We start from the raw sequence: 19,969 nt of genomic DNA on the forward strand, positions 1-19,969 counted from the left end.
GCTGCAACAATAACATTTAGAATCATACCATAAGTTCGGATAAAGTGTGAGCCATCTTGCGGTGCTTTTGGCCCAAGCATTTTTTACCTGGAGGCTAAGACAGATACAGCTGGTGTCCGTACATCCCCGTCAAGCGTTCGACTGCCCGCTCCAGGACATCCTCCTCGAAGCCCTCCAGGCCCTGAATCGCCTGGATCTTGTCTCCCGGAGACATCTCCTTATCCAGGTGAAGGCTCCAATTTACGATGGCGTTGACAGCTTCCTCCGTCTCGAATTGGCCGTAATAAATATGCGCTTTATACAGGTAGCTGTCCGCATGATTCGGAACGGCTTCAAGCACCCGGTCAAATGCGTACAAGGCGGCATCCTCGTCATGGTCCTTGTAGTGAATCTGGCCCAGACGGAAGTATGCGCCCGGATGCCCCGGCACAAGCTCCAGAAATTTCATCGTATCTTCCTTCGCGCGGCTGTAATCCAGCATGGAATAATAAATGCCGCTTCTCAAACTGTACAGATTGCCGTACTCCGGATCGAGCTCCAGGCCCTGCGAGCAATCGGCAAGCCCCCGCTCCAGCTGGCCGGTCTCCACGAAGCAGATTGCCCGGAATTCATAGAATCGCGGATTGCCCGGAACCGCCTGAATCGCTTTGGAATAAGCATCGATCGCAAGATCCCACAAGCCCATCTCCTTGTAGATATGCCCGCTGGCCGCCAGATAGGTCGGGTGCGTGGAAAAGTCCTCGTCCAATTTGACCGCCTCCTGCAGCTCCAGCAGCGCTTCCTCATTGCGTCCCTGCAGGTAAAACGCATAACTGAGCTTGTTTCGAATTTCGGAGGCATCCTGAATTTCGATCGCGCTCTTCAGCGCCTTCTCGGCAGCCGGCAAATCATGCATCTCCATATGAATATCGGCGCGCTGGACGAAATTCGGCGCATCGTCCGGCTCCAGACGAAGCAGCTTATCGTTCAGCTTCAGCGCCTCCTCGTTGCGGCCGAGCCGGTAATAGCTGTCCGCCATCCAATAGCAGACGAGCGGCGACTCCGGCATTCTGGCGTACAGCTTCGATATCAGCTCGAAGGCCGGATCCTCCAGCCCGTCCTCGCGGTAGAGCCGGGCCAGCTCGAAGTACCCGCGGTAATCATCGGGTGCCGCTTCGATCGCGCGCTCCAGATCAGCCTTGGCGGACTGCATGCTGCCGGATTTTTTGTGGACATCCGCCCGCTTCAAGTACAGCTCATAGGCTTCCGGGTAACGCTCGATCGCTTCCGTTATATACGTCAGCGCCTTATCAAAGGCCCCGAGCTGCAGGTGTAAATCCGCCATATGCTTTCGGAACGAATAGGCCTCCCTCATCTGCCGCTGGAACGACTGAAACGCGCCGTAGCTGTAATTCGTGCTGGAAGCAAACAGCGCATACCCCTGGTCGGCTTCCGCCTCGTACCGGTCCGCCAGCCGGATTCCTTCCTGCAGGACGCTGACCGCTTCCTCCAGTTCATCCATCAGGTCGAGGCAAACCGACAGCATATAATAATACATCGGAATGGCCCGGGAAGGCTCCTTGATGCTGATACGGAAGCAGTTCGCCGCCTCCGCCGGATTCCGGCTTTCATAATACGTCATGCCAAGCTCGTAATAAGTAGAAATGACCGTGCTCGGATCTTCCCGCTTGATCGATTCCTTGAGATCGCGGATGGCCTCCTCATACCGGTTAAGGTCTTTATAGGCGATCCCGCGGGTATACCAATTCATATAGTTGTCCGCATTTAATGCAATCGCCTGGTCCAGGTCGGCGATGGCCTCCAGTTCCCGGTCCATCTCTCGCAAAATATGAGCCCGCCGTTCATAAGCGCGATGACTGCCGGTTGTCTCGATCACGCGGCCCAAATAGTCGACCGCCTCATCCGAGTATCCCCCGTTATGCAGCAGCTCGGCATAGAGGAGCTTGTCATTGAAGCTCGTAATCCCGCCCTCGCCTTTTCTCATATATTTCAATGCCTGTTCAAAATCCTGTTTCTTGCGGTAATAGTCTCCGATGCGAAACCAGATCCGCTTCATTAACTTCATGCCGGTTCACCCTCTATATATGTAAATAACAAGTTCAAATCTCTGATCTTACTCCTACTGTAAGACGGTTTGCAATAAAATGCAAAGAGGAACCCGGAGGTTCCCCGATATGATATCTATTATATTGTACAAAGTTTCCGGAAATGTCCACTCTTTCATCCATATGGATATTGAAAATTCGATTCCCGGCCCTTCCGGCCGGCTGGATCTGGATCGCGCTCAGCCGGTGACCGCCGGCAGGGCAGATTTCTTCTTGCGGTCCTTTGCGGTGTACAATGCGGCCGCCCCCAGCGATATTCCCCATACGAGAAAGAGACCATACCAGAAGTATCCCCACACCGCCATCGGGCTCGCATCCTGGACCGCAAAGGCAGGAGCCGATTGCACGCGTCCAATCGCCAGCTGAAATTGCAGGACAAAGTAGGAGAAGCCCCATAACGTGAAGCCTGCTGAAGCGATCCAGGCCGGGATGAGCAGTAGCAGCCTCGGCAGCCGCTCTCCCCATCGCATGGCAAAGGCAAGCGCGAACAAAGCACCAAGAACCGCGAACCCTCCCATCCCCCAATAGCCGATCAGAACGCTCCAAAATTCACCCGGCGCCTCCTCGAAGTCGCCTGGGAAAGCCAGCCCAATCCCTAATCCCCACCAAAAATGGGGCAGTGCGTACATGAGCGCAGCCATACCGGCGATGTAACCGGCAGCTTTTGCTCGTGAACGATCCTTCTCCATGATCTCCATCACCCCTAATTATGTTTGAACAGGCGTCCGGTGACCGGCGGTAAAATTATACTTTACATCCCGGCAATCGCAGTTTAGCCTTTCGTTCAAGTACCAGTCTACTTGCCGTTATGGAAAATAAAGCGACCTCAAGTTTAAGGTTGGGTTAAATTCTTTATTCAACAGAGTTCTTTATTCAACAGAGTTTTTTATCCAACAGAGCCCTTGGCCGAAAAATAGAGCCATGATCATAGCGAAAGCATAAAAAGCCACCTGATAGACCGGCTAGTAAACCTTGTGAATGACATCCTCGAAATCCGGATCCTGCATCTCGATGTCATCCAGCTCCCCCCATTTCCCCAGCTCCTTGACAATTTCCAGCGTATTCATTTCTCGTCGGTTCGCCTCGATCGTCACGCTCTGGTCCAGAACGCGGGTCACCCGGATTCGGGCCTGGGCCGAGTCCTCGTCAGCCGCCAAGTAGGGCGCCGGGATTTGGAACGGTCCCCGGAAGGTGACCGTAATAAGGGTAGGCAATCCGATGGAATCGCGAAGCGAGCGAACCGTTCCGTCATAAGACAGCCGTCCTTCGTTAATCACCATCACCCGGCTGCACAGCTGCTCGATATCATCCATGTCATGGGTCGTAAGCAGAATCGTCTTCCCGAATTCCTCGTTGATCAGCTTCAGAAAATGGCGAATGTTGCGCTTGGCATTGACGTCGAGACCGATGGTCGGCTCGTCGAGGAACAGCACATCCGGATCGTGCAGCATGGCGGCGGCAAGATCGGCGCGCATGCGCTGTCCGAGCGACAGCTTGCGTACAGGCGTTTCCCAGAACGCCTGCAGATCAAGCAGTTCCGTAAACTGTCCGAGTCTTTGCAGTTTGTCCGCCTCATCGACGGCATACATTTTGGCCAGAATATCAAATGAGTCCCGAACCGGCAGATCCCACCACAGCTGACTTCGCTGGCCGAACACGACGCCCAGCCGCTTGACGACGGCGCGCCGCTCCCGATGCGGATTCATCCCCCCGATGATCACCTCTCCGGAGCTGGGATGCAGAATGCCGCTCAGCATCTTGATGGTCGTCGATTTGCCGGCTCCGTTCGGTCCGATGTATCCGACGAACTCGCCGCGGTCCACCTTGAAGCTGATCCCCCGAACCGCCTCTTTGATCCGGTATTCCCTCGAGAACAGGGTCCGGATTCCCGAGAAGCGTCCTTCCTTGACTACAGGGGTTTTGAATGACTTGCGAATGTCTTGAACTTCGATCATGCTGTTTGCCTCCTTCCTTAACTGCCCGTGCTTTGGTATTTGGTCAAGCCGAACTGCCAGAATTTCAAGCTGAGCGCGAGACAGAGCAGTGCGGCTCCCGCCAAGGCCGGCAGCACCCACCATCCCAGCTCGCCTCGAAGTATGTATAAGGACGGGACATAATTCACGAGTCCGACCGGAACGAGGACCAGAAGAATGGACGACATCCATTTCGGATACAGCGTCAGCGGGTATTGGGCTGCGGTCCTTGCGGCATCCTCCGTCAGATTCTGCAGCTCGGTGATTCGGGTCGTCCAGAAGCCGAAGGTTGCGGTAGCAAGTCCGATCGAGAACAGGATGACTGCCCCGGTCAGGATAATGTATACCGACTGCGGTACAGCGCTCCATCCCACCTGGCCGCTCCCCATCATACCGCTCAACGACCACCAGAGCAGAAAGCCGCCCTGCAGCACTTCGCCAAGCATGATGCGGAATTTTTGCGGCATCAGCGCAAGCAGCACCGGCATCGGCCGCGTAAGCAGCTGGTCCAGCTCCCCGTTCACCAAATACTTCTCCAGATGATGGACTTCATCGGCGAACGTCCGGTATAGCGTCTTCGATAAGGTCATCACCGCGAACAGATAGCCGATTTCGTGCATCGACCACCCCTGAATGGCGCCGAATTTATAGAGCACGATCGCGACCATCAGAAATTCGGAGATCTGAATCAGGGCGGCCAGGATGGAAGCCAGGACAAAATTGAATTTGTATTGCATGCGGCTTTTGATGCTTGTTCGTATCAGCAGCGCATACAGCGACAGCCAGGATTTTGCGGTCATCCTCCCTGCACCTCCACCTTGCGCCTCAAGAAGCCGGTCGCCAGCAAGCAAGCCAGCGTAAGCAGCAGACACCAAAATAACGTTCCCCATAAATAAGAGACGTCGCCAAAACCCAAATACAATCGAGTCGGAACATACAGCAGATAAGGGTACGGTGACCACCAGGCTGCCGTTTGCAGCCAGCCCGGCAGCCATTCGATAGGAATGAAGAAGCCTGCGAGGAGGTTGATCATCGCATGGTTGCCCCAATACAACCAAGAGGATTCCGTCGTCCACAACGCGGATGCGCCGATAAGATAATTGATGCAGATCGATAAATAAGCTGCGCCAGCCAGCGCAAGGGCTACAAATAGAAGGTCCGATGCTTTTCCGGGAAGTTCCAAGGAAAATGCGAAATAGTACACCAGATAGATCGGGATCGATTTGTAAATGAATTGGTAAGCGATTTGGCCCCATTCCTTGGCCATCAGATGGCTGAACAAATGGACGGGACGCATTAAATCCAGGGAAATATGGCCGGTTCTAACGGCTTGGGGAATGCCGAGGCCATTGGTGATGAAGCTGGAGATCCAGAGTGCGGCTTGGGTAAAGGCGATATAGCCGACCATCCCTTGCGTTCCGTACTCTCCAAGCGCATGATCCGCACCGAGACCGATCCAGATACACGCGTACATGAAGCCGAACATCGCGCTCGCGATATTGTGCACCATGTGGGCCCCGCGGTATTGCAAATTGCGGGCATAGGCTTTGGAAGCCAAAGTGAAATAAAGCATGCAGCACCTCCGATAAGCATATTAGACGGCGGACCCGTCCACTTCAGACAAGGCGAAAATGAGAGAAGGACACCATCATACCAGATCATTCCATAGAGGGCAACCGTTATTTTGGGTTAGAGCATAAAGGATGTAAGCGCTGCAGAGAAAGTGGATTTAGCCATACATTTATTGGAACAAGTTAGGAGGGGATGCGTAATTAATAAGTAAGTGAAGGGGGCTAATCATATGTTTTTGATGCTGTTCGGTGTCATACAAATCGTATTCGGATGGTATGTTTTCCGCAATCCGGATTCCGATTGGATCAGGATGCTCGCCCGCATTCCGGAGGACGTGGAACAAGACGATGTCGATTTATTTAAAGCGCAAATCGGCGGTATAATCGCTATCTTTTTGGGCGTAATGATGATCTTATCCGGGCTGTCCTATTACTCAGACCAATCACCTCTCCAAGCATTCATCGCTTCCCTTGTTCTCGGCGGTGCGGGTATTGCAAGCGGCCTGTATGCGCTGCTTCGCCCCGAATCCCGATGGTTCAAACGACACCGGGAAGATCGTGAAGATATCGAGCCCAGAATCTGGCTCATGAAGCTTGCCGGCATCACCATGATCGGAATCAGCGTTCTTACCATGGTTCTAAGCGCACAGCATCTCTTTGTTTAACGGCTTCTCGGCTTTAAGCCGGGTCCTATGACAGCTTCCGGCTGCCGCCTCCCTCTATGAATCTTCCATTTCACAAACAACGTCAACACGACAAAAAAGCCCCCCGTCCCTCTTACCGGTTTGCATCGGAACAAGGGATAGGGGGTTCTTCGTTTTAGCCAGCGGTGCATAGTATAAGTTCATCGCACAACTGCTGCGATGCACCCGGGAATTACATCCGCCTCCTCTGAGGTCTAACCTTCTTTCACACTGTGTTCCGATTGCATCTTCGTTTTTTCGGGGCCAGGACCAACTCCCACATCTGTCCCGCTGCTTATATTATTGGGATTAAACAAATATTGCAGCTGCCGTAACGGCTCTGGTTGAGACAACGGCGGCGCAAACGCCCCTGCGAGCTGTGTGGTGAACTGTGGCGTGAATGATGGTTGGAACGATGATGGCGAAAACGGTGGGATATGCGGCGGCTGGCGAATCGGCGCGGAGAACGGCTGGTATGCGTTCTGCTGCGGATGGGAGGCTGAATATGGAGCCGGATATGGCTGCGGATATACCGGCGTATACGGCGGCGGATATGATGGCGGATACGCAGCGCTTGACGCAATCGGGCTATACTGCGGCGGCCGGGTCTGCTGGGTGTAGAACGGGAAGGCAGCAGGCGGCGGATATCCGTAAAATGAAGGCGGGGGAGGGAAGTGGTTAAACGGTGCTTGGCCAAAAGCTTGCTCCTGAATGGATTCCAGCGCCGATCCCTGCTCATCACGCTTGCTGCAGCCGGGCGGCGGACCCAGGATGACCGTCTCTTTCAACGGAGCCACAGCCTCGGCATACTCCTCTTCGTTGATGCAGTAGGCGATATTCAGAATCTCCCTAGGAATATGCCGAAGGAAGTCCGCCCCGTACACGATATCCGGCGTCGGTTGGTCGAAGATCGTCAGGATGTGGGCCCGGTCGCTCAGCGTTAAAATCCAGTGAAACCACCCCTTAGGAAGCATCGCCACCTGTCCCGGCTTCAGTTTGTAGGTCATCAGCCTCTGCGTAAATGGATTGAATATGGAAGTCAAAACCTCGCCGCTGATGACAAACACCAATTCATTCGCGTTCGTATGCCAGTGGGGCTGGATGATGATGCCTTTGGTCATATGCACATTGAAGAATCCTGTTGCAATTGCAGGCATTTGTTCTCCGAATACTTGCGTTATATAATTCCCTGCGTCCCGTTTATAGGTAACCGTGTCGTTCGAATCGGCAAACAGCTTCACATTCGGAGACGTCAGCACCGGATCCAGCATAGATATCCCCCCTTGACAGATTGTGCTCTAACTCAATACCTATCCGTATGCGGGGGAAGCTTGGCATATGTGAAGCCTTCAGATCCTGCCTCCAAAAAGCCCAGGACTGCACCGAGCATAGCGTGCGCTAAACCCGTCAGCGTTATATCGCGTCTTGCTCCATCGGCTCTTGCAGCTCATTAAAATAATCGACGAGAAATTGCCGAAACCGTAGCGCGGCCTTGGACAAATACCGCTGTTCCAGCCAGGCTATGGAGAATATTCGGTGACAGGAGGGAGATTCGATGCGCAGCATGGAATACGGCGGCTTGTCATCCCCTTTGCATCCGGGCACAAATGCGAGCCCCAGGCCGGCCGACACCAGGCTGTTCAGGGCTGCCGGTTCATCCACTTCGCAGACGACCTCTCGGCGGATCCCCGCCGACTCGCAAAACTCATCATTCATTTTACGGAACGGATGTCCCTCCTTGTACTCGATGAAGGCTTCACCCGAGAGCTCCTGGAGCGAGATGCACTCGCGTCCTTCCAGCCGGTGTCCTTCCGGTACAGCCAGATACACCTCGGCTTGCAGCACAGGCATTTCCCGGATATTAGCTGCCTCCAGCGATGCTGCTATAAAGCATAAATCCACCTCGCCGTTCTCCAGCATCAGGGCCATATCCAACATGGCATTCGGGGGAATTTGGACGACTCGAAAGTTCACCTCCGGATAAGCGGTACGGAACGCGCCCAGCGCCTTCGAAAGCCGGTTTAAGGCCGTTGTCGCCAAGCGAATGCTCCCGCGCTCCATTCCCGCAAGGTCCGTCACCTCGCGCCGTCCCTCCTCCAGCGCCGACAAGGCGGTTTCCACGCTTTTCAGAAAAACTTTACCGAACGAATTAAGCTTAATCTGCCGATTCTGCCGGTCGAAGAGCGGAACGCCCAGATCCTCTTCCAGGCGGGCAATCGTCTTACTCAGCGCAGGCTGGGCGATTCGCAGCTCCTTCGCAGCGTTGGTCATATGCTCCATCCGGGCCACGGTTCGAAAATATTGAAGCTGAAGCAGTTCCATCATGAATCAACCTCTCTTTCCATAACCTTTAGTATATGAATGCATAACTTAACATATATTTTTATTTATTAACTATCGATTGTAAAATAAATTGTAATCAAAGGAAAGGGGGAATCGATATGCACGTCGATCCCGTAAGACCCCATGGTGATCAATTGATACGCATTTTGGCGTTTACGATGATTCTCTCATCCATGAGCGCAACGATGTTTAACATCGTCCTGCCTGAAATGAGCAAGGACTTTCAGTTATCCTTTGCGCAGGTCAGCTGGGTGTCTTCGATTTATATGCTCATCTACGCCATCGGCTCCGTCATATACGGCAAGCTTGCCGATACGTATAAATTGAAAAATCTGCTTACGTTCGGCTTACTGCTGTTCTTCGTCGGCTCCATGGTTGGTTTGGCATCGCAGGCTTACTGGATGGTGCTGCTCGGCCGCATTCTGCAAGCCTCCGGCGCTGCGGTCATCCCCGCCACCGCGATGATTATTCCGGTCCGTTACTTTCCGGCGGAGAACCGCGGGCGGGCGCTCGGGATTACGGCTACGGGACTCGCAATCGGCAGTGCCATCGGCCCGATCGTATCGGCGCTCATGGTAAGCGTGTTCCATTGGCGTTGGCTGTTCTTCATCCCGCTGGTCATCTTGTTTACGCTCCCGCTGTACCGAAAATATTTAGGCGATGAGCAGGGGCAGGGCGGCGAGATTGACTGGCTTGGCGGCGGTTTGCTTGCCGGAACAGTTGCCCTGCTGCTGCTGGCCGTTACCCAAGGCGGCTGGATTTATGCTGCAGGCAGCCTCATCTTCTTCATCCTGTTCATGATCCGCATCAAAGCGGCTAAGTCGCCTTTCGTCCAGCCCCGCCTATTCCGCAACGCCAACTACACGGTCGGCTTAACGCTCGGCGTGTTCATTGTGAGCATCGGCTACGCCCTTCCGTTTCTGACGCCTCAGCTGCTCGCCGACGTTCATCGGCTTGAGCCCGGCTGGATCGGGTTCATCATGGTACCCGGCGCCGTCGTTACGGCAATTCTCGGGCGGACCGGGGGCAAGCTGGCAGATACGAGAGGAACCTCTTACCTGTTCTATGCCGCTTCATCGCTGCTGATCGCCGGGTTTGCGCTGCTGTCATCCTTCGCTTGGAGCTCCCCGATTGGGATCGCGATCATTCTGATTCTAGGCAATGTCGGACAGATGTTCATGCAAATCTCCCTGTCGAAGACGATTTCACTGTCCTTGCCGAAAGAGCAGACCGGGGTCGGCATGGGACTGTTCTCCCTGCTGAACTTTCTATCAGGAGCGATTGCCACGGGGATCTACGGGAAAGCGGTGGATGTAGGAGCCACGCACGCCTGGAATCCGCTCAGTACAGACCAAGGCGCTGCTACCTATAGTAATATCTATGTCATTCTGGCGGTTGTGCAGCTCGTCATTCTGCTGCTGTACGCCGTTCAGTTCGGACGGACCGCCCGGCGTAATCCGGAGCTTCAGGCAACCGGATCCAAGGGCTAAAGATGAAGCTCCGGGGCAGCCAGTCAGCCACGCCAAATACGCTGCGCGGACGTTCCTTCAACTGTAAACGAACAGCGCAGGACAGGACTAATGCAACCGTCAAAAAGCATTAAAAATACCACCGGATGCTTAGAGCGAATATAATACTTCGCCGCTTAACGTCCGGTGGTATTGCTTTTGCTGTTGCTGTGTGCTTTTTGAAGCTGTATTCGCACCGTTCGAAGACTGCACTCACACTCAGAGCCTTTACATTGCCGCTCGCTTCAATTGGCTGTGATACAGCTCGCTGTAGAAGCCGCCCTGCTTCAGCAGCTCGTCATGGGAGCCCTGCTCCAGCAGGCGCCCGTCCTTCAGCACGAGAATCCGGTCTGCCGAGCGGATCGTATTAAGACGGTGCGCGATGACAAAGCTTGTTCTCCCCTTCATCAAGCGCTGCAAGCCCTCCTGGATTTTGATCTCCGTGACGGTATCGATGCTGCTCGTCGCTTCATCCAGCACCAGCATCGAGGGATTGGCCAAGATCGCACGCGCAATCGCAAGCAACTGCTTCTGCCCCTGGCTGATTCCGCTTCCGTCCGGCTTAAGCATTTTGTCGTAGCCGTCCTTCATCCGCATAATAAAGGAATGCGCATTCGCCAGCTTGGCCGCCTCTTCGACCTCTTCGTCGGTCGCATCCAGTCGTCCGAAGCGGATATTCTCCCGGATGGTTCCCTGGAATAGGAATGAATCCTGGAGCACGAAGGCCATTTGCGAACGCAGACTCTCCCGGCGTATGGAGGATAGGTCCCTGCCGTCCAGCGTGATCCGGCCGCTGTCCGGGTCATAGAAGCGGGACAGCAGCTGGATCAGGGTCGTCTTGCCGGCGCCTGTCGGGCCGACAAGCGCGATCATCTCGCCGGGCTTAGCCTCGAAGCTGATGCCTTCCAGCGTGTCCCCCCCTTTTTCATAAGAGAACGAGACATTCTCAAAGGCGACGGCCCCGTCGACACGTGTTAACGTAACGGCCGCCCCTTCATCCTTCGCCTCGACCTCCTCGTCCAGCACCTCGAATACCCGTTCTGCGCCTGCAATCGCCGACAGCAGCGTATTCCACTGGTTCGCCAAATCGTTCAGCGGCCTTGTGAACTGTCTGGCATAGCTTTCGAAGATAATGATCGTGCCGATCGAAATATAGCCCTTGATGGCCATAATGCCTCCGATCCCCGCTACGATCGCAAAGCTGAGGTTGTTCAATCCGTTCATCAGCTTCGGAATGAAGCCGGAAATGCTCTGCGCCCAGAAGCCGGATAAACGAATCCGCTTGTTCCGCTCATTAAACTCCCGGATCACCCGCTCTTCCTGGGAGAACGCCTTGATCACCCGCTGGCCGGACAGCGTTTCCTCGATATAGCCGTTCAGATCGCCGAGATTGCGCTGGCGCTCTTTGAAAAGCGGGCCTGTCCGCCGGGTGATCCACCGCATCCCCAGCACCATGAGCGGAACGACCAGGAATGTCAGCAGCGTCAGCAGCGGACTGAGCCACAGCATGACGGTCAGCGTTCCGATCAGCGTCAGTACGCTCGAGAAGATTTGAATGGCCGAGCTGTTCAGCGTCGAGCTGACATTCTCGATATCATTGGTCAGACGGCTCATAATTTCGCCCTGCTGCCGTTTGCCGTAGAACGGAATCGGCAGCCGGTGCAGATGCGTGAACAATTCCATGCGCATCCGGTATACGGTCTCTTGGGCGATTCCGATCATCCAGACGTTATGAAGCCAGGTCGTCAAGGCCTGCAGAATATAGACGGCAGCCAAGCCGACCAGGAAGTAAATCCAGCCGGAATCGTAGGGTGCCCCCTCCGGCCCTTTCAGACTGACCAAGAACTCATCCACGCCGACTCCTAGCAGATAAGGACCTAGGAGGGACAGTCCCGAGCTCAGCATGACCATCAGCAGCACCAAAGTCAGCTTGCCCTTGCGCCGGGCAAGATAGGACCATATTCTGGCCAGCGTGCCCGACATGTTTTTGGCCTTTGCCTTCGGTTTGCGGCCTGACGCACCGTCCTGCCCCTTCCCTAAATCCAGCTCGGGTCTCGGATGGCGGAACGGTTCAATGAATGCCTTGAGCATACTTCCCGGCCTCCTCTCCATATTGGGATTCATAGATGCGGCGATACAGCGGAGAGCTTTCCATCAGGGCTTCGTGGTTCCCTTTTCCGATGAGACGCCCATCGTCGAGCAGCAGAATGAGATCGGCCGAAGTCGTGGAGCTGATCTTCTGCGTAATGATAAACGTCGTGCAGGATAGATCCTTCAGCGCATCCAGCAGCGCCGCTTCGGTACGCACATCCAGCGCGCTCGTGCTATCGTCCAGGATGAGAATTGCCGGCTTGCGGACAAGCGCCCTGGCAATCGACAGCCGCTGTTTCTGGCCGCCCGACAGATTGACCCCGCGCTGACCGAGCATCGTGTCATATCCGCTCGGCAGCCGTTCGATCGTATCGTGAATTTGCGCGCGCCGGGCCGCCTCCTGAATCTCCTCCAGCGTGGCGCCTTCACGGCCCCAGGCAATATTCTCCCGCACCGTACCTGAGAACAGCAGGACCTCCTGCGGAACATAACCGATGCTGCCGCGAAGATCATCGGCCCAGATCGAGCCGACATCCATGCCGTCCACCTTAACCGTGCCCTTATCCGGCTCATACAGCCTCGGAATGAGCTGAACGAGAGATGATTTACCGGAGCCGGTCGCCCCCATAATCGCAATGCGCTCACCTGCCCGGGCCCGGAATGAAATATCCGTCAACACATCGATGTCGCTCCCGGGATAGCTGAAGCTGACTTGCTCAAACTCTACGCCCCCTTCGATCCGCTTCTGTACGGATCGTTGGCCGTTCTTCTGATCGGCTTCCCGGTCTTCCGTCTGCAGAACCTCCTGCGCCCGCTGCGCGGAGGCGCGTCCGCGGGAGAACGCGACCACGATCCAAGACAGCGCCGACATCGCTCCGATGCAGCGAAGAGAGTAGTTGATGACGGCAACCACTTCGCCGACGCTGGCGCTCCCGGCCGCGATATCGCTGCGTCCGAACCACAGCACGGCCATAATTCCGGCGTTCATCACGAGCAGGATGAAGGGCATCGTGATCTCCGTAAGCCGCAGCGTCGACACGGTGGTGCTCATCAGCTCGCCCGACGTCCGGGCAAAGCGATGAATCTCGTGCCCCATGCGAACAAACACGCGAATCAGGCGGATGCCGGTCAGATTCTCCTGGATGACGCCGTTGACGGCGTCCAGCTTCTGCTGCACGCTGCGGAACGCATCGGCTGCCCGTCTCATCATCCAGGCGATAAAGATGAACAATGCCGGGACGGTCAGCACCAGCAGCACGCCCAGCTTTACATTGACGACCAGCGCCATGATGATGCTTCCCGTCACCAGAAGCGGCACGCGGGTCATGAATCGCAGAGCCATGAACACCGTTTCCTGGATTTGAGTCACATCTCCCGTCAGCCTTGTTATGAGCGAGGAGGTGGCGAACCGGTTAAACAACGAATAGGAGAAGGATTGAACTTTGTCATACAGCTTGTCCCGAAGATCATAGCCCAGCCCCTGGCTCGTATGCGCGGCAAAGAAGGAGCTCGCTATGCCGGCAATGAAAGCGATGCCAGCACTGCCCAGCAGAACGCCTCCCCACATCCATACGACCGGGAGATCCCCTTTCTGAATGCCGTCGTCGATAATTTTGGAGATGAGCAGCGGCTGGATCAGCTCGACGGTTAGCTCGATCAGCATCATGACGAGTGCGGCAATCGCGGCAACGCGGTATTTTTTCAAAATCGAGAAGACCATACCCATAAGCAATTCCTCCGAAGCCGAAGACCGGGATGTTTGATTCATGATGTTCCCACCAAGGTCTTCCTGTAGTCGCAATATTGTTTCGTATCAGAGCTCGAATATGTACATTATAATATAATTTCACCTGGAACTAGCCGGCTGAACGAAAAAATATAGCATTCATTTTCTAAGACAGCAGGAGTCCCTAGCTAATCATGAGACCAACAACGAAAAAAGGCGCTCTTCTCTTATAGAAAAGAAGCGCTTTAATTTCACTATAATAACCGCCGGTTACCGCGTGGGTCCCGCTTCCGTTCATGGTTCCATGAAAGCCGCTCTATCCTCCGGCGTCAGTTTCGAGACAAATCCCGACGGGTCCCGTTCCGTATAGCTGACCGATCGAACGATCCACCGTCCCTCCACCATCGCGTATGCGACCGTAGCCAGGCCTTGATCCCGGAGACGATGCTCACTGGTCCCCTTATCCGGGTCACTGCCTGACAATACCGTAAAGTAGGGGTCGATGAGCTTGACCTCTTCGGCGGTTGTTCCCGGAGCCAGAGCATCAAACTCCCTTCGATCGGGCAACCGGCGAAGCCGCCATTCATCTTCGACGAGTCCGCCCATAGACCGGTACATCGTAACGAGCCGGCTGCCATCGGGCATGCTGCGTATCTCGTAAGGATGCTCCCTATTCTCCCGGACGATGTCAGGCTTGCCGTATTGCCGTTCTGTCGTTTGCCGGTCTGGAGCATAGGATCGCAGTATGCGGAACAAGTAGGAGATATTGATCTGATTTTGCAGCGGCATTCCCTCATCCGCTTCCGAGGTGCCGGGAAGAGATACGAGTAACATGAATGCACAAATTCCGAGCCCCCATATGCCTAAACGAGCTTCTCGCATCTCTTTATGCCTCTTGACCGTCGATATGCCCCGTCAGCTCCCGAGCCTCGATATCTTTACCCTGAACCCATTCCCGGAAGGAAAACTCGAGCGGACGGCCTTGCGCCAGGGAAGTTAATACGACGCCGTCCTCATACGAATACGCGAAGGTGTGAAGCGTTCCGAAGAGCTGGTCGTAATCCGTGAAGAATAGCGGGGATTGCCGGCTCTTAAAAATGTCGAAGCCTTCTGCGGCAGTTAATCGCTCGGAATCCAGGCTTTCGATATAGCGTTTCCGGTGAAGGGAATGCTCAATGGATGGACGGTTATGCCCCGTAAGCCTCTCATAATGGTTCACGCAAGCCATCGCTTCCTCCCCGGTGCGAATGAGCACCTGATCAGGGCTTGCTTCAGCAACCGCCATGCTGCCGTGCGCATCGCCGATCGAAAAGTTGTAGCATGCTGCATGCGGAATGCTCCGCAGCATGTCGGCGGCCTCCTCCACGGTGGCGCAGGACTCCAGCACCATCCGCACGCTAATCCAGGGGGAAACGCCTGTCCGGTATCCTTCGAAGCTGACGAAATGCAAACCGGCGGCCAGTCCCTTCTCATTGACGCCGTCATGCCTGCCGATTCCTTGCAAATTGTAGCCGGCCGTCGCATAGCTTTGCCCTGTCTGGGACAGCGTAAACAGTCCGTCATAGAACTCAGGGGCAAAATCATAATTTCTGGCGTAAAACCCGCGGGTCATCAGGGCAGAGCAGCCCATCGCCGCCATCTTCGGCACATCGTATCCGCTGAATAACGCGGCTGCCCTGCCGAACGGAAGGTCCAGACCCTCCGCCAGCCCCTCAAGCTCTTCCAGCAGCACCGGAGCAAACGTGCGGTAAATGCCGCGCATCCGGTCTGTATCAATCTCCGGCTTGGTCATCGCTTCGAACGCTTGCACAATCGAATGTCCTTGCAAACTGCGGCCCAAGCTGTATCCGTTGGCACGGGCATCCTCCCGAAGCTGCAAGATGCGGACATGATACTCCGACATTCCAATCCCCCCATGTCATGTTCCATTTGGAAATAAAAGCCTGATCCCATTATAGATGAATGGGGTTCATTCTTACTATCAAAAACTCCAGCCCGGCATGTCACGCATGCTTGGCTGGAGCTGAGGAATTCATGGCTGGATCAGTCCCGGCAAGCTGTGAGCAGCCTTTTCGACCGAGGCGCCGGGATCGCCTTTCACATAATGATCGAAAAAAGCCGCGGACAGCGCGTTGATCGAGCTGTGCATCTGCCTTGGCTCCGCCCCCTTGGGCGGAAGCAGCGGAGAGAAGAGGTAAAAATCGGTAAAGCTCATATGATTCGCATGGGCAAACACGATCGTATGCGCTTCGCCCGACTCCGCGCGGCTTCGGCGTTCGACCGACTCGGCCCAGAACTGCTCGTAATCCTCCCGGCTGCGACCGGAGGACGCCATCGCCCGGTCAAGCGATTGTTCAAATACGGCACGGTCGATGCTTAGCTCAGCATTCATCTGCATATACGGCTTGCCAAAGCCGTCCTCCGGCACCGGCTGTCCGTAAAGGGTTCCGTCCATATTCAGTGCAGCCTTCACCCGGCTGTCCGCCAGCAGCATTTGCGCCGCGGTCGCCCCGCCGAACGAGTGGCCGAACATGCCGATCTTACCCAAGTCGAGCCGCCCGGACAAGAACCCTGAAGCGGCAGGCCCGCTCATCCGCTCCAGCTCGTCCAGGACAAATTTCGCATCCTCGACCCAAAGCCTGCTTTTGTCCTCGTAGGCATCGAAGCCCGACAAATTGCCCAGCTTGAGCATGGCGGTGCGGTCCGGGAAGACGACGGCGGCGGCGTCATAGGCATGGTCGATGCCAACCACGATATATCCCCGGCTGGCGAGCTCCGTTACCTGAAACGTATTCTGATTCCGAAAGCCGGAAAGTCCGTGAGAGAAGAGAAGCACGGGGTATCGCTCCTGGTCCCGGGATATTTCCGCATCCTGCATGGCATGAGGCTGCACATACTTTAGCTGGCTCAGCAGGAACGGAGGCATTGAAATCGACTGGCGCAGGCCTTCCAGAACGGTCGGCAGATGCTCGATGTATGGCGCCCTGCCGCTGCCTGTCCCGGCCTCGGCAGGATACCAGATTTGGATCATAAGCCTGCGCCGATCCGTCCGATCCTCCGTAGCCGCCTCTTCCCTTCGTTCATCCTCGAGCATCATTGTCGTTGTTCCGACCTTGTACGGTCCTTGCGGCTCGGCAAACGTAAATACCGGCAGAAGCGACGGAAGGGCTGCCGACAGAATGACGTACAAGCATAATACCAAAGCGATCATCAAACGCTTGAATCCTCGAAGCCGCGGGCGCGGATTACCGCTCATGTCCGAGGCGGCTTTCCTTGCCTTCTTGCGCGAAGTCCCGGCATGATACAGCGCCATTCCCCCTGCTGCCAGGCTGGCGGCATACACCGGAAGCATCTGCCAGCGGTATCCTTCCGCGAATATTTGCGCGATGCTTAATGCTGCGGTCAAGGCCGTGGCTGATGTGCAGAAGCTGACCGGGCGGCGGCGTTTTCGCGATAGCATGACGCATCCGATGACGATCGCTAGATTGGTGATCCATAGTGCCGTTTCGAGTGTACGCATAAACATCCTCCAATCGTTGTCTTGTGCTCCAGCGTATCATTCCGGCCTGTAGCCCAACTGTCGGGAACCTTACATTATCCTTACATTTCCTCCGAGTCGATGCCTGAACCGATCGTTACGGTGTATAGTTCTATATAGAGCAAGCGGCCAGGCCGTCGATGATTGAAAGGAAGAAACCAAGTGGAACCTTATGCGAAACCAAGCGAAGAACGTACAATCTTAATCGCCGACGATGAAGCGGACATCACCGAGCTGCTGCGGCTGTTCCTTGAGCGCGAGCACTATCGCGTGCTGGAAGCGTCCAGCGGCCGGGAAGCGTGGAACCTGCTGCAGCAGGAGCGGATCGACCTCGCGGTGATCGACATCATGATGCCGGAGCTGGACGGCTATCAGTTGATCGCGCGCATCCGCGAGAAGCTCAGGCTGCCCGTCATTATTTTGTCGGCCAGGAGCGGAGACGTTGATAAAGTTACCGGGCTCGGGCTTGGGGCGGACGATTTCATCTCCAAGCCGTTCAGCCCGATCGAAGTCGTGGCCAGAATCAAGGCGCAGCTAAGGCGGTTTTACGATTTTAAGGGGGCGGAGCCGCTTCGGGCGGCGGAACCGCTTCGGACCGTGAACGGACCGCTGGTTCTGGACCATGAAGCCTGCGTGTTGTACAAACGGGGCTTGACGATTACGCTCGGACCGCTGGAGTACAAGCTGCTCAAGCTGCTGATGGAAGCGCCGGGCCGGATATTCACGAAGCGTCAAATATATGAGAGCGTATGGAACGAGCCGTATCTGGAAGACAGCAATACGGTCATGGTCCAGATCAGCAGGCTGAGGGATAAGCTGGAGGACGATCCGCGGGAGCCGCAGTTTCTGATCACGGTTAAGGGGCTCGGCTATAAGCTGAGCGCAGAGGATGCCCTATGATGACGAAGCGCCGAAGTGTACATGCGAGCTTGATGATCAATTATGCGCTGTTCTCCGTCATCCTCGGGATCATTGGATTTCTGGTATATGACGGCATGTATGATGCCCGCGACGCCTATGTAAACCGCACGCTGCCCATGGTGGAAGCGGACCGTCTGGTCCGGGAGGATTGGGAGAGCATCCCTTACGAGACCGTCGAGTCTTTCGGAGGGTACATCCAGGTGCTGGATCCGCACTTGAATGTCGTTTTTGCAAGGGGCAAAGGGGCCGGGGAAGCCCAGACCTCTTATTCGGAGGAAGAACTTTATGCCTTGTTCTACGAAGGAAACCGGTCGGACTACCATTCCCTCGCCCCTTTCCAATCATCGGGCGAAGAATATCGCCTGCTTGTAACGATACCGGACGGAGCGGTCAAGAAGGAAAGCCGCCTGGTGAAGACGACCGCGGACATCACCGATGCGTTTACGGGAATTTTGCTGCGCGGCCTGCTGTGGTTCGCCGCCGCATTTCTGTTTAGTTTATGGCTGTACGGGCGGCTGACCGCGCGGAAGTTTACGAATCCGTTAGCGGACGTATCCCGGGGTCTTGAACGGATCGCCGAAGGAGGGGGCGGGGAGCGGCTCCGGTATAACGCCAGCAAGGAGCTGATGCAGCTTCGGCATCATTTCAACCGGATGGCGGACAGGCTTGAGCAGGCGGAGTCGGATAAGCGAAAGCTTGAACAGGAACGGATGCGGCTGATGATGGACATCTCACATGACTTGAAAACGCCGATCTCCACGATCCAGGGATATGCAGAAGTGCTGCAGCTCGGCATGGAAGAGGATCCGGAGCAGCGCCGGAAATATGCCGGCCGGATCCATGCCAAGTCGAAACTGATCGCCTCCCTCGTGAACGACCTGTTTGAGCTGACGAAGCTGGAGAGCGCGGATATGCCTTTCGAGCCTCAGCCAGGGGATTTTGCCGAGCTGTGCCGGACGGCGGCCGCCGATCTGTACGATTCGTTCGAGCGGAAGGGAATCGGCTTCGACATCCGCATTGCCGATCAGCCAGTCAAACTGTCCTATCAGGATGATCTCATGCGCCGGGCGCTCACGAATATATTGGCGAATGCTCTGAAATACAACCTGCCAGGCGCCAGCGTCTGGCTGGAGCTCGAGGCATTGCCTGACGGCGCGCTGCTGACCGTAGGCGACAATGGCCCGGGAATTTCCGAGAGCGTGAGGCACTCGGTGTTCGAGCCCTTCGTTCGCGGCGATCGTGCCCGTAAAAGCGACGGAGGCAGCGGACTCGGACTATCCATCGCGAAGAGCGTGGTTGAGCGGCATGGCGGAAGGATATGGCTGGATCCGGACGCGGAAGGCACGGTCATTCGGATCCGGTTATTCCGGGAGTCCATAAACGGTCCGGACGAGCCGCGGACGAAAATGATACAGGGTGGACTAAGCAAGTAACGCCTGCTGACCATGCTGCTGGCCATGCTTCAGGAAGGGAGATGCCTTACGGTACAAGGGTTTCCCCCTTTGGGCGC

The 19,969-nt window shown here is 55.6% G+C and carries 16 protein-coding genes; 4 read left to right on the forward strand and 12 right to left on the reverse strand.

Features of this window, described 5'->3' with window-relative positions; translation table 11 throughout:
* Nucleotides 1-94: 94 nt before the first annotated feature.
* From BBD41_RS08140 to BBD41_RS08160, 5 genes are all read right to left on the reverse strand, one after another.
* Nucleotides 95-2,065, reverse strand: a complete 1,971-nt coding sequence (locus BBD41_RS08140) for a tetratricopeptide repeat protein (RefSeq protein WP_099477217.1) — start codon at nucleotides 2,063-2,065, stop codon at nucleotides 95-97.
* A gap of 219 nt (nucleotides 2,066-2,284) precedes the next feature.
* Nucleotides 2,285-2,794 carry a DUF3995 domain-containing protein gene (locus BBD41_RS08145; protein ID WP_223260617.1) on the reverse strand — a complete coding sequence of 170 codons (510 nt, stop codon included), beginning with the start codon at nucleotides 2,792-2,794 and terminating at the stop codon, nucleotides 2,285-2,287.
* Nucleotides 2,795-3,067: 273 nt separating this feature from the next.
* Nucleotides 3,068-4,060, reverse strand: coding sequence for an ABC transporter ATP-binding protein (locus BBD41_RS08150; RefSeq protein ID WP_077569364.1), 993 nt, complete (start codon nucleotides 4,058-4,060; stop codon nucleotides 3,068-3,070).
* Nucleotides 4,061-4,077: 17 nt separating this feature from the next.
* Nucleotides 4,078-4,878 carry an ABC transporter permease gene (locus BBD41_RS08155; RefSeq protein ID WP_077569365.1) on the reverse strand — a complete coding sequence of 267 codons (801 nt, stop codon included), beginning with the start codon at nucleotides 4,876-4,878 and terminating at the stop codon, nucleotides 4,078-4,080.
* Complete coding sequence (locus tag BBD41_RS08160; RefSeq protein ID WP_077569366.1) at nucleotides 4,875-5,651, reverse strand: ABC transporter permease; 777 nt, start codon at nucleotides 5,649-5,651, stop codon at nucleotides 4,875-4,877. Before BBD41_RS08160 ends, BBD41_RS08155 begins: the two co-directional genes overlap by 4 nt.
* Nucleotides 5,652-5,879: 228 nt before the next feature.
* Here BBD41_RS08160 and BBD41_RS08165 point away from each other — a divergent pair, with 228 nt between their 5' ends.
* Nucleotides 5,880-6,314: a hypothetical protein gene (locus tag BBD41_RS08165; protein ID WP_099477218.1), complete on the forward strand. Its 435-nt coding sequence runs from the start codon at nucleotides 5,880-5,882 to the stop codon at nucleotides 6,312-6,314.
* Nucleotides 6,315-6,547: 233 nt separating this feature from the next.
* Here BBD41_RS08165 and BBD41_RS30205 read toward each other — a convergent pair whose 3' ends face one another.
* Nucleotides 6,548-7,603 (reverse strand): cupin domain-containing protein, encoded by a 1,056-nt coding sequence (locus BBD41_RS30205; protein WP_237087032.1) that lies wholly within the window; start codon nucleotides 7,601-7,603, stop codon nucleotides 6,548-6,550.
* A gap of 142 nt (nucleotides 7,604-7,745) precedes the next feature.
* A complete protein-coding gene (locus tag BBD41_RS08180) occupies nucleotides 7,746-8,654 on the reverse strand; it encodes a LysR family transcriptional regulator (protein WP_099480524.1) in 909 nt (302 codons plus the stop codon).
* A 119-nt stretch (nucleotides 8,655-8,773) separates the two neighbouring features.
* On the opposite strand from BBD41_RS08180, the gene BBD41_RS08185 reads away from it, so the two are divergent.
* A complete protein-coding gene (locus tag BBD41_RS08185) occupies nucleotides 8,774-10,165 on the forward strand; it encodes an MFS transporter (RefSeq protein WP_206098294.1) in 1,392 nt (463 codons plus the stop codon).
* Nucleotides 10,166-10,411: 246 nt separating this feature from the next.
* Here the strand turns inward: BBD41_RS08185 and BBD41_RS08190 are convergent, their stop codons facing one another.
* The 5 genes from BBD41_RS08190 to BBD41_RS08210 form a co-directional block, all read right to left on the reverse strand.
* Complete coding sequence (locus BBD41_RS08190) at nucleotides 10,412-12,274, reverse strand: ABC transporter ATP-binding protein (protein WP_099477220.1); 1,863 nt, start codon at nucleotides 12,272-12,274, stop codon at nucleotides 10,412-10,414.
* Nucleotides 12,255-14,000: an ABC transporter ATP-binding protein gene (locus BBD41_RS08195; protein ID WP_099480526.1), complete on the reverse strand. Its 1,746-nt coding sequence runs from the start codon at nucleotides 13,998-14,000 to the stop codon at nucleotides 12,255-12,257. Before BBD41_RS08195 ends, BBD41_RS08190 begins: the two co-directional genes overlap by 20 nt.
* Before the next feature lie 294 nt (nucleotides 14,001-14,294).
* Nucleotides 14,295-14,834, reverse strand: a complete 540-nt coding sequence (locus tag BBD41_RS08200; protein WP_237087033.1) for a hypothetical protein — start codon at nucleotides 14,832-14,834, stop codon at nucleotides 14,295-14,297.
* Nucleotides 14,835-14,886: 52 nt separating this feature from the next.
* Nucleotides 14,887-15,903: a C45 family autoproteolytic acyltransferase/hydrolase gene (locus BBD41_RS08205; protein ID WP_099477222.1), complete on the reverse strand. Its 1,017-nt coding sequence runs from the start codon at nucleotides 15,901-15,903 to the stop codon at nucleotides 14,887-14,889.
* Between the two features lie 129 nt (nucleotides 15,904-16,032).
* On the reverse strand, nucleotides 16,033-17,520 hold the full coding sequence (locus tag BBD41_RS08210) for an alpha/beta hydrolase family protein (RefSeq protein ID WP_099477223.1): 1,488 nt from the start codon (nucleotides 17,518-17,520) through the stop codon (nucleotides 16,033-16,035).
* Between the two features lie 180 nt (nucleotides 17,521-17,700).
* Here BBD41_RS08210 and BBD41_RS08215 point away from each other — a divergent pair, with 180 nt between their 5' ends.
* Together BBD41_RS08215 and BBD41_RS08220 are read left to right on the forward strand one after the other, a co-directional pair.
* Nucleotides 17,701-18,438 (forward strand): response regulator transcription factor, encoded by a 738-nt coding sequence (locus BBD41_RS08215; protein ID WP_099477224.1) that lies wholly within the window; start codon nucleotides 17,701-17,703, stop codon nucleotides 18,436-18,438.
* Nucleotides 18,435-19,892, forward strand: a complete 1,458-nt coding sequence (locus tag BBD41_RS08220) for a HAMP domain-containing sensor histidine kinase (protein WP_099477225.1) — start codon at nucleotides 18,435-18,437, stop codon at nucleotides 19,890-19,892. The genes BBD41_RS08215 and BBD41_RS08220 overlap by 4 nt, the downstream gene beginning before the upstream one ends.
* The last annotated feature ends 77 nt before the right edge of the window (nucleotides 19,893-19,969 follow it).

The sequence above is a fragment of the Paenibacillus ihbetae genome (genome assembly GCF_002741055.1).
GTDB lineage: Bacteria > Bacillota > Bacilli > Paenibacillales > Paenibacillaceae > Paenibacillus_AQ > Paenibacillus_AQ ihbetae.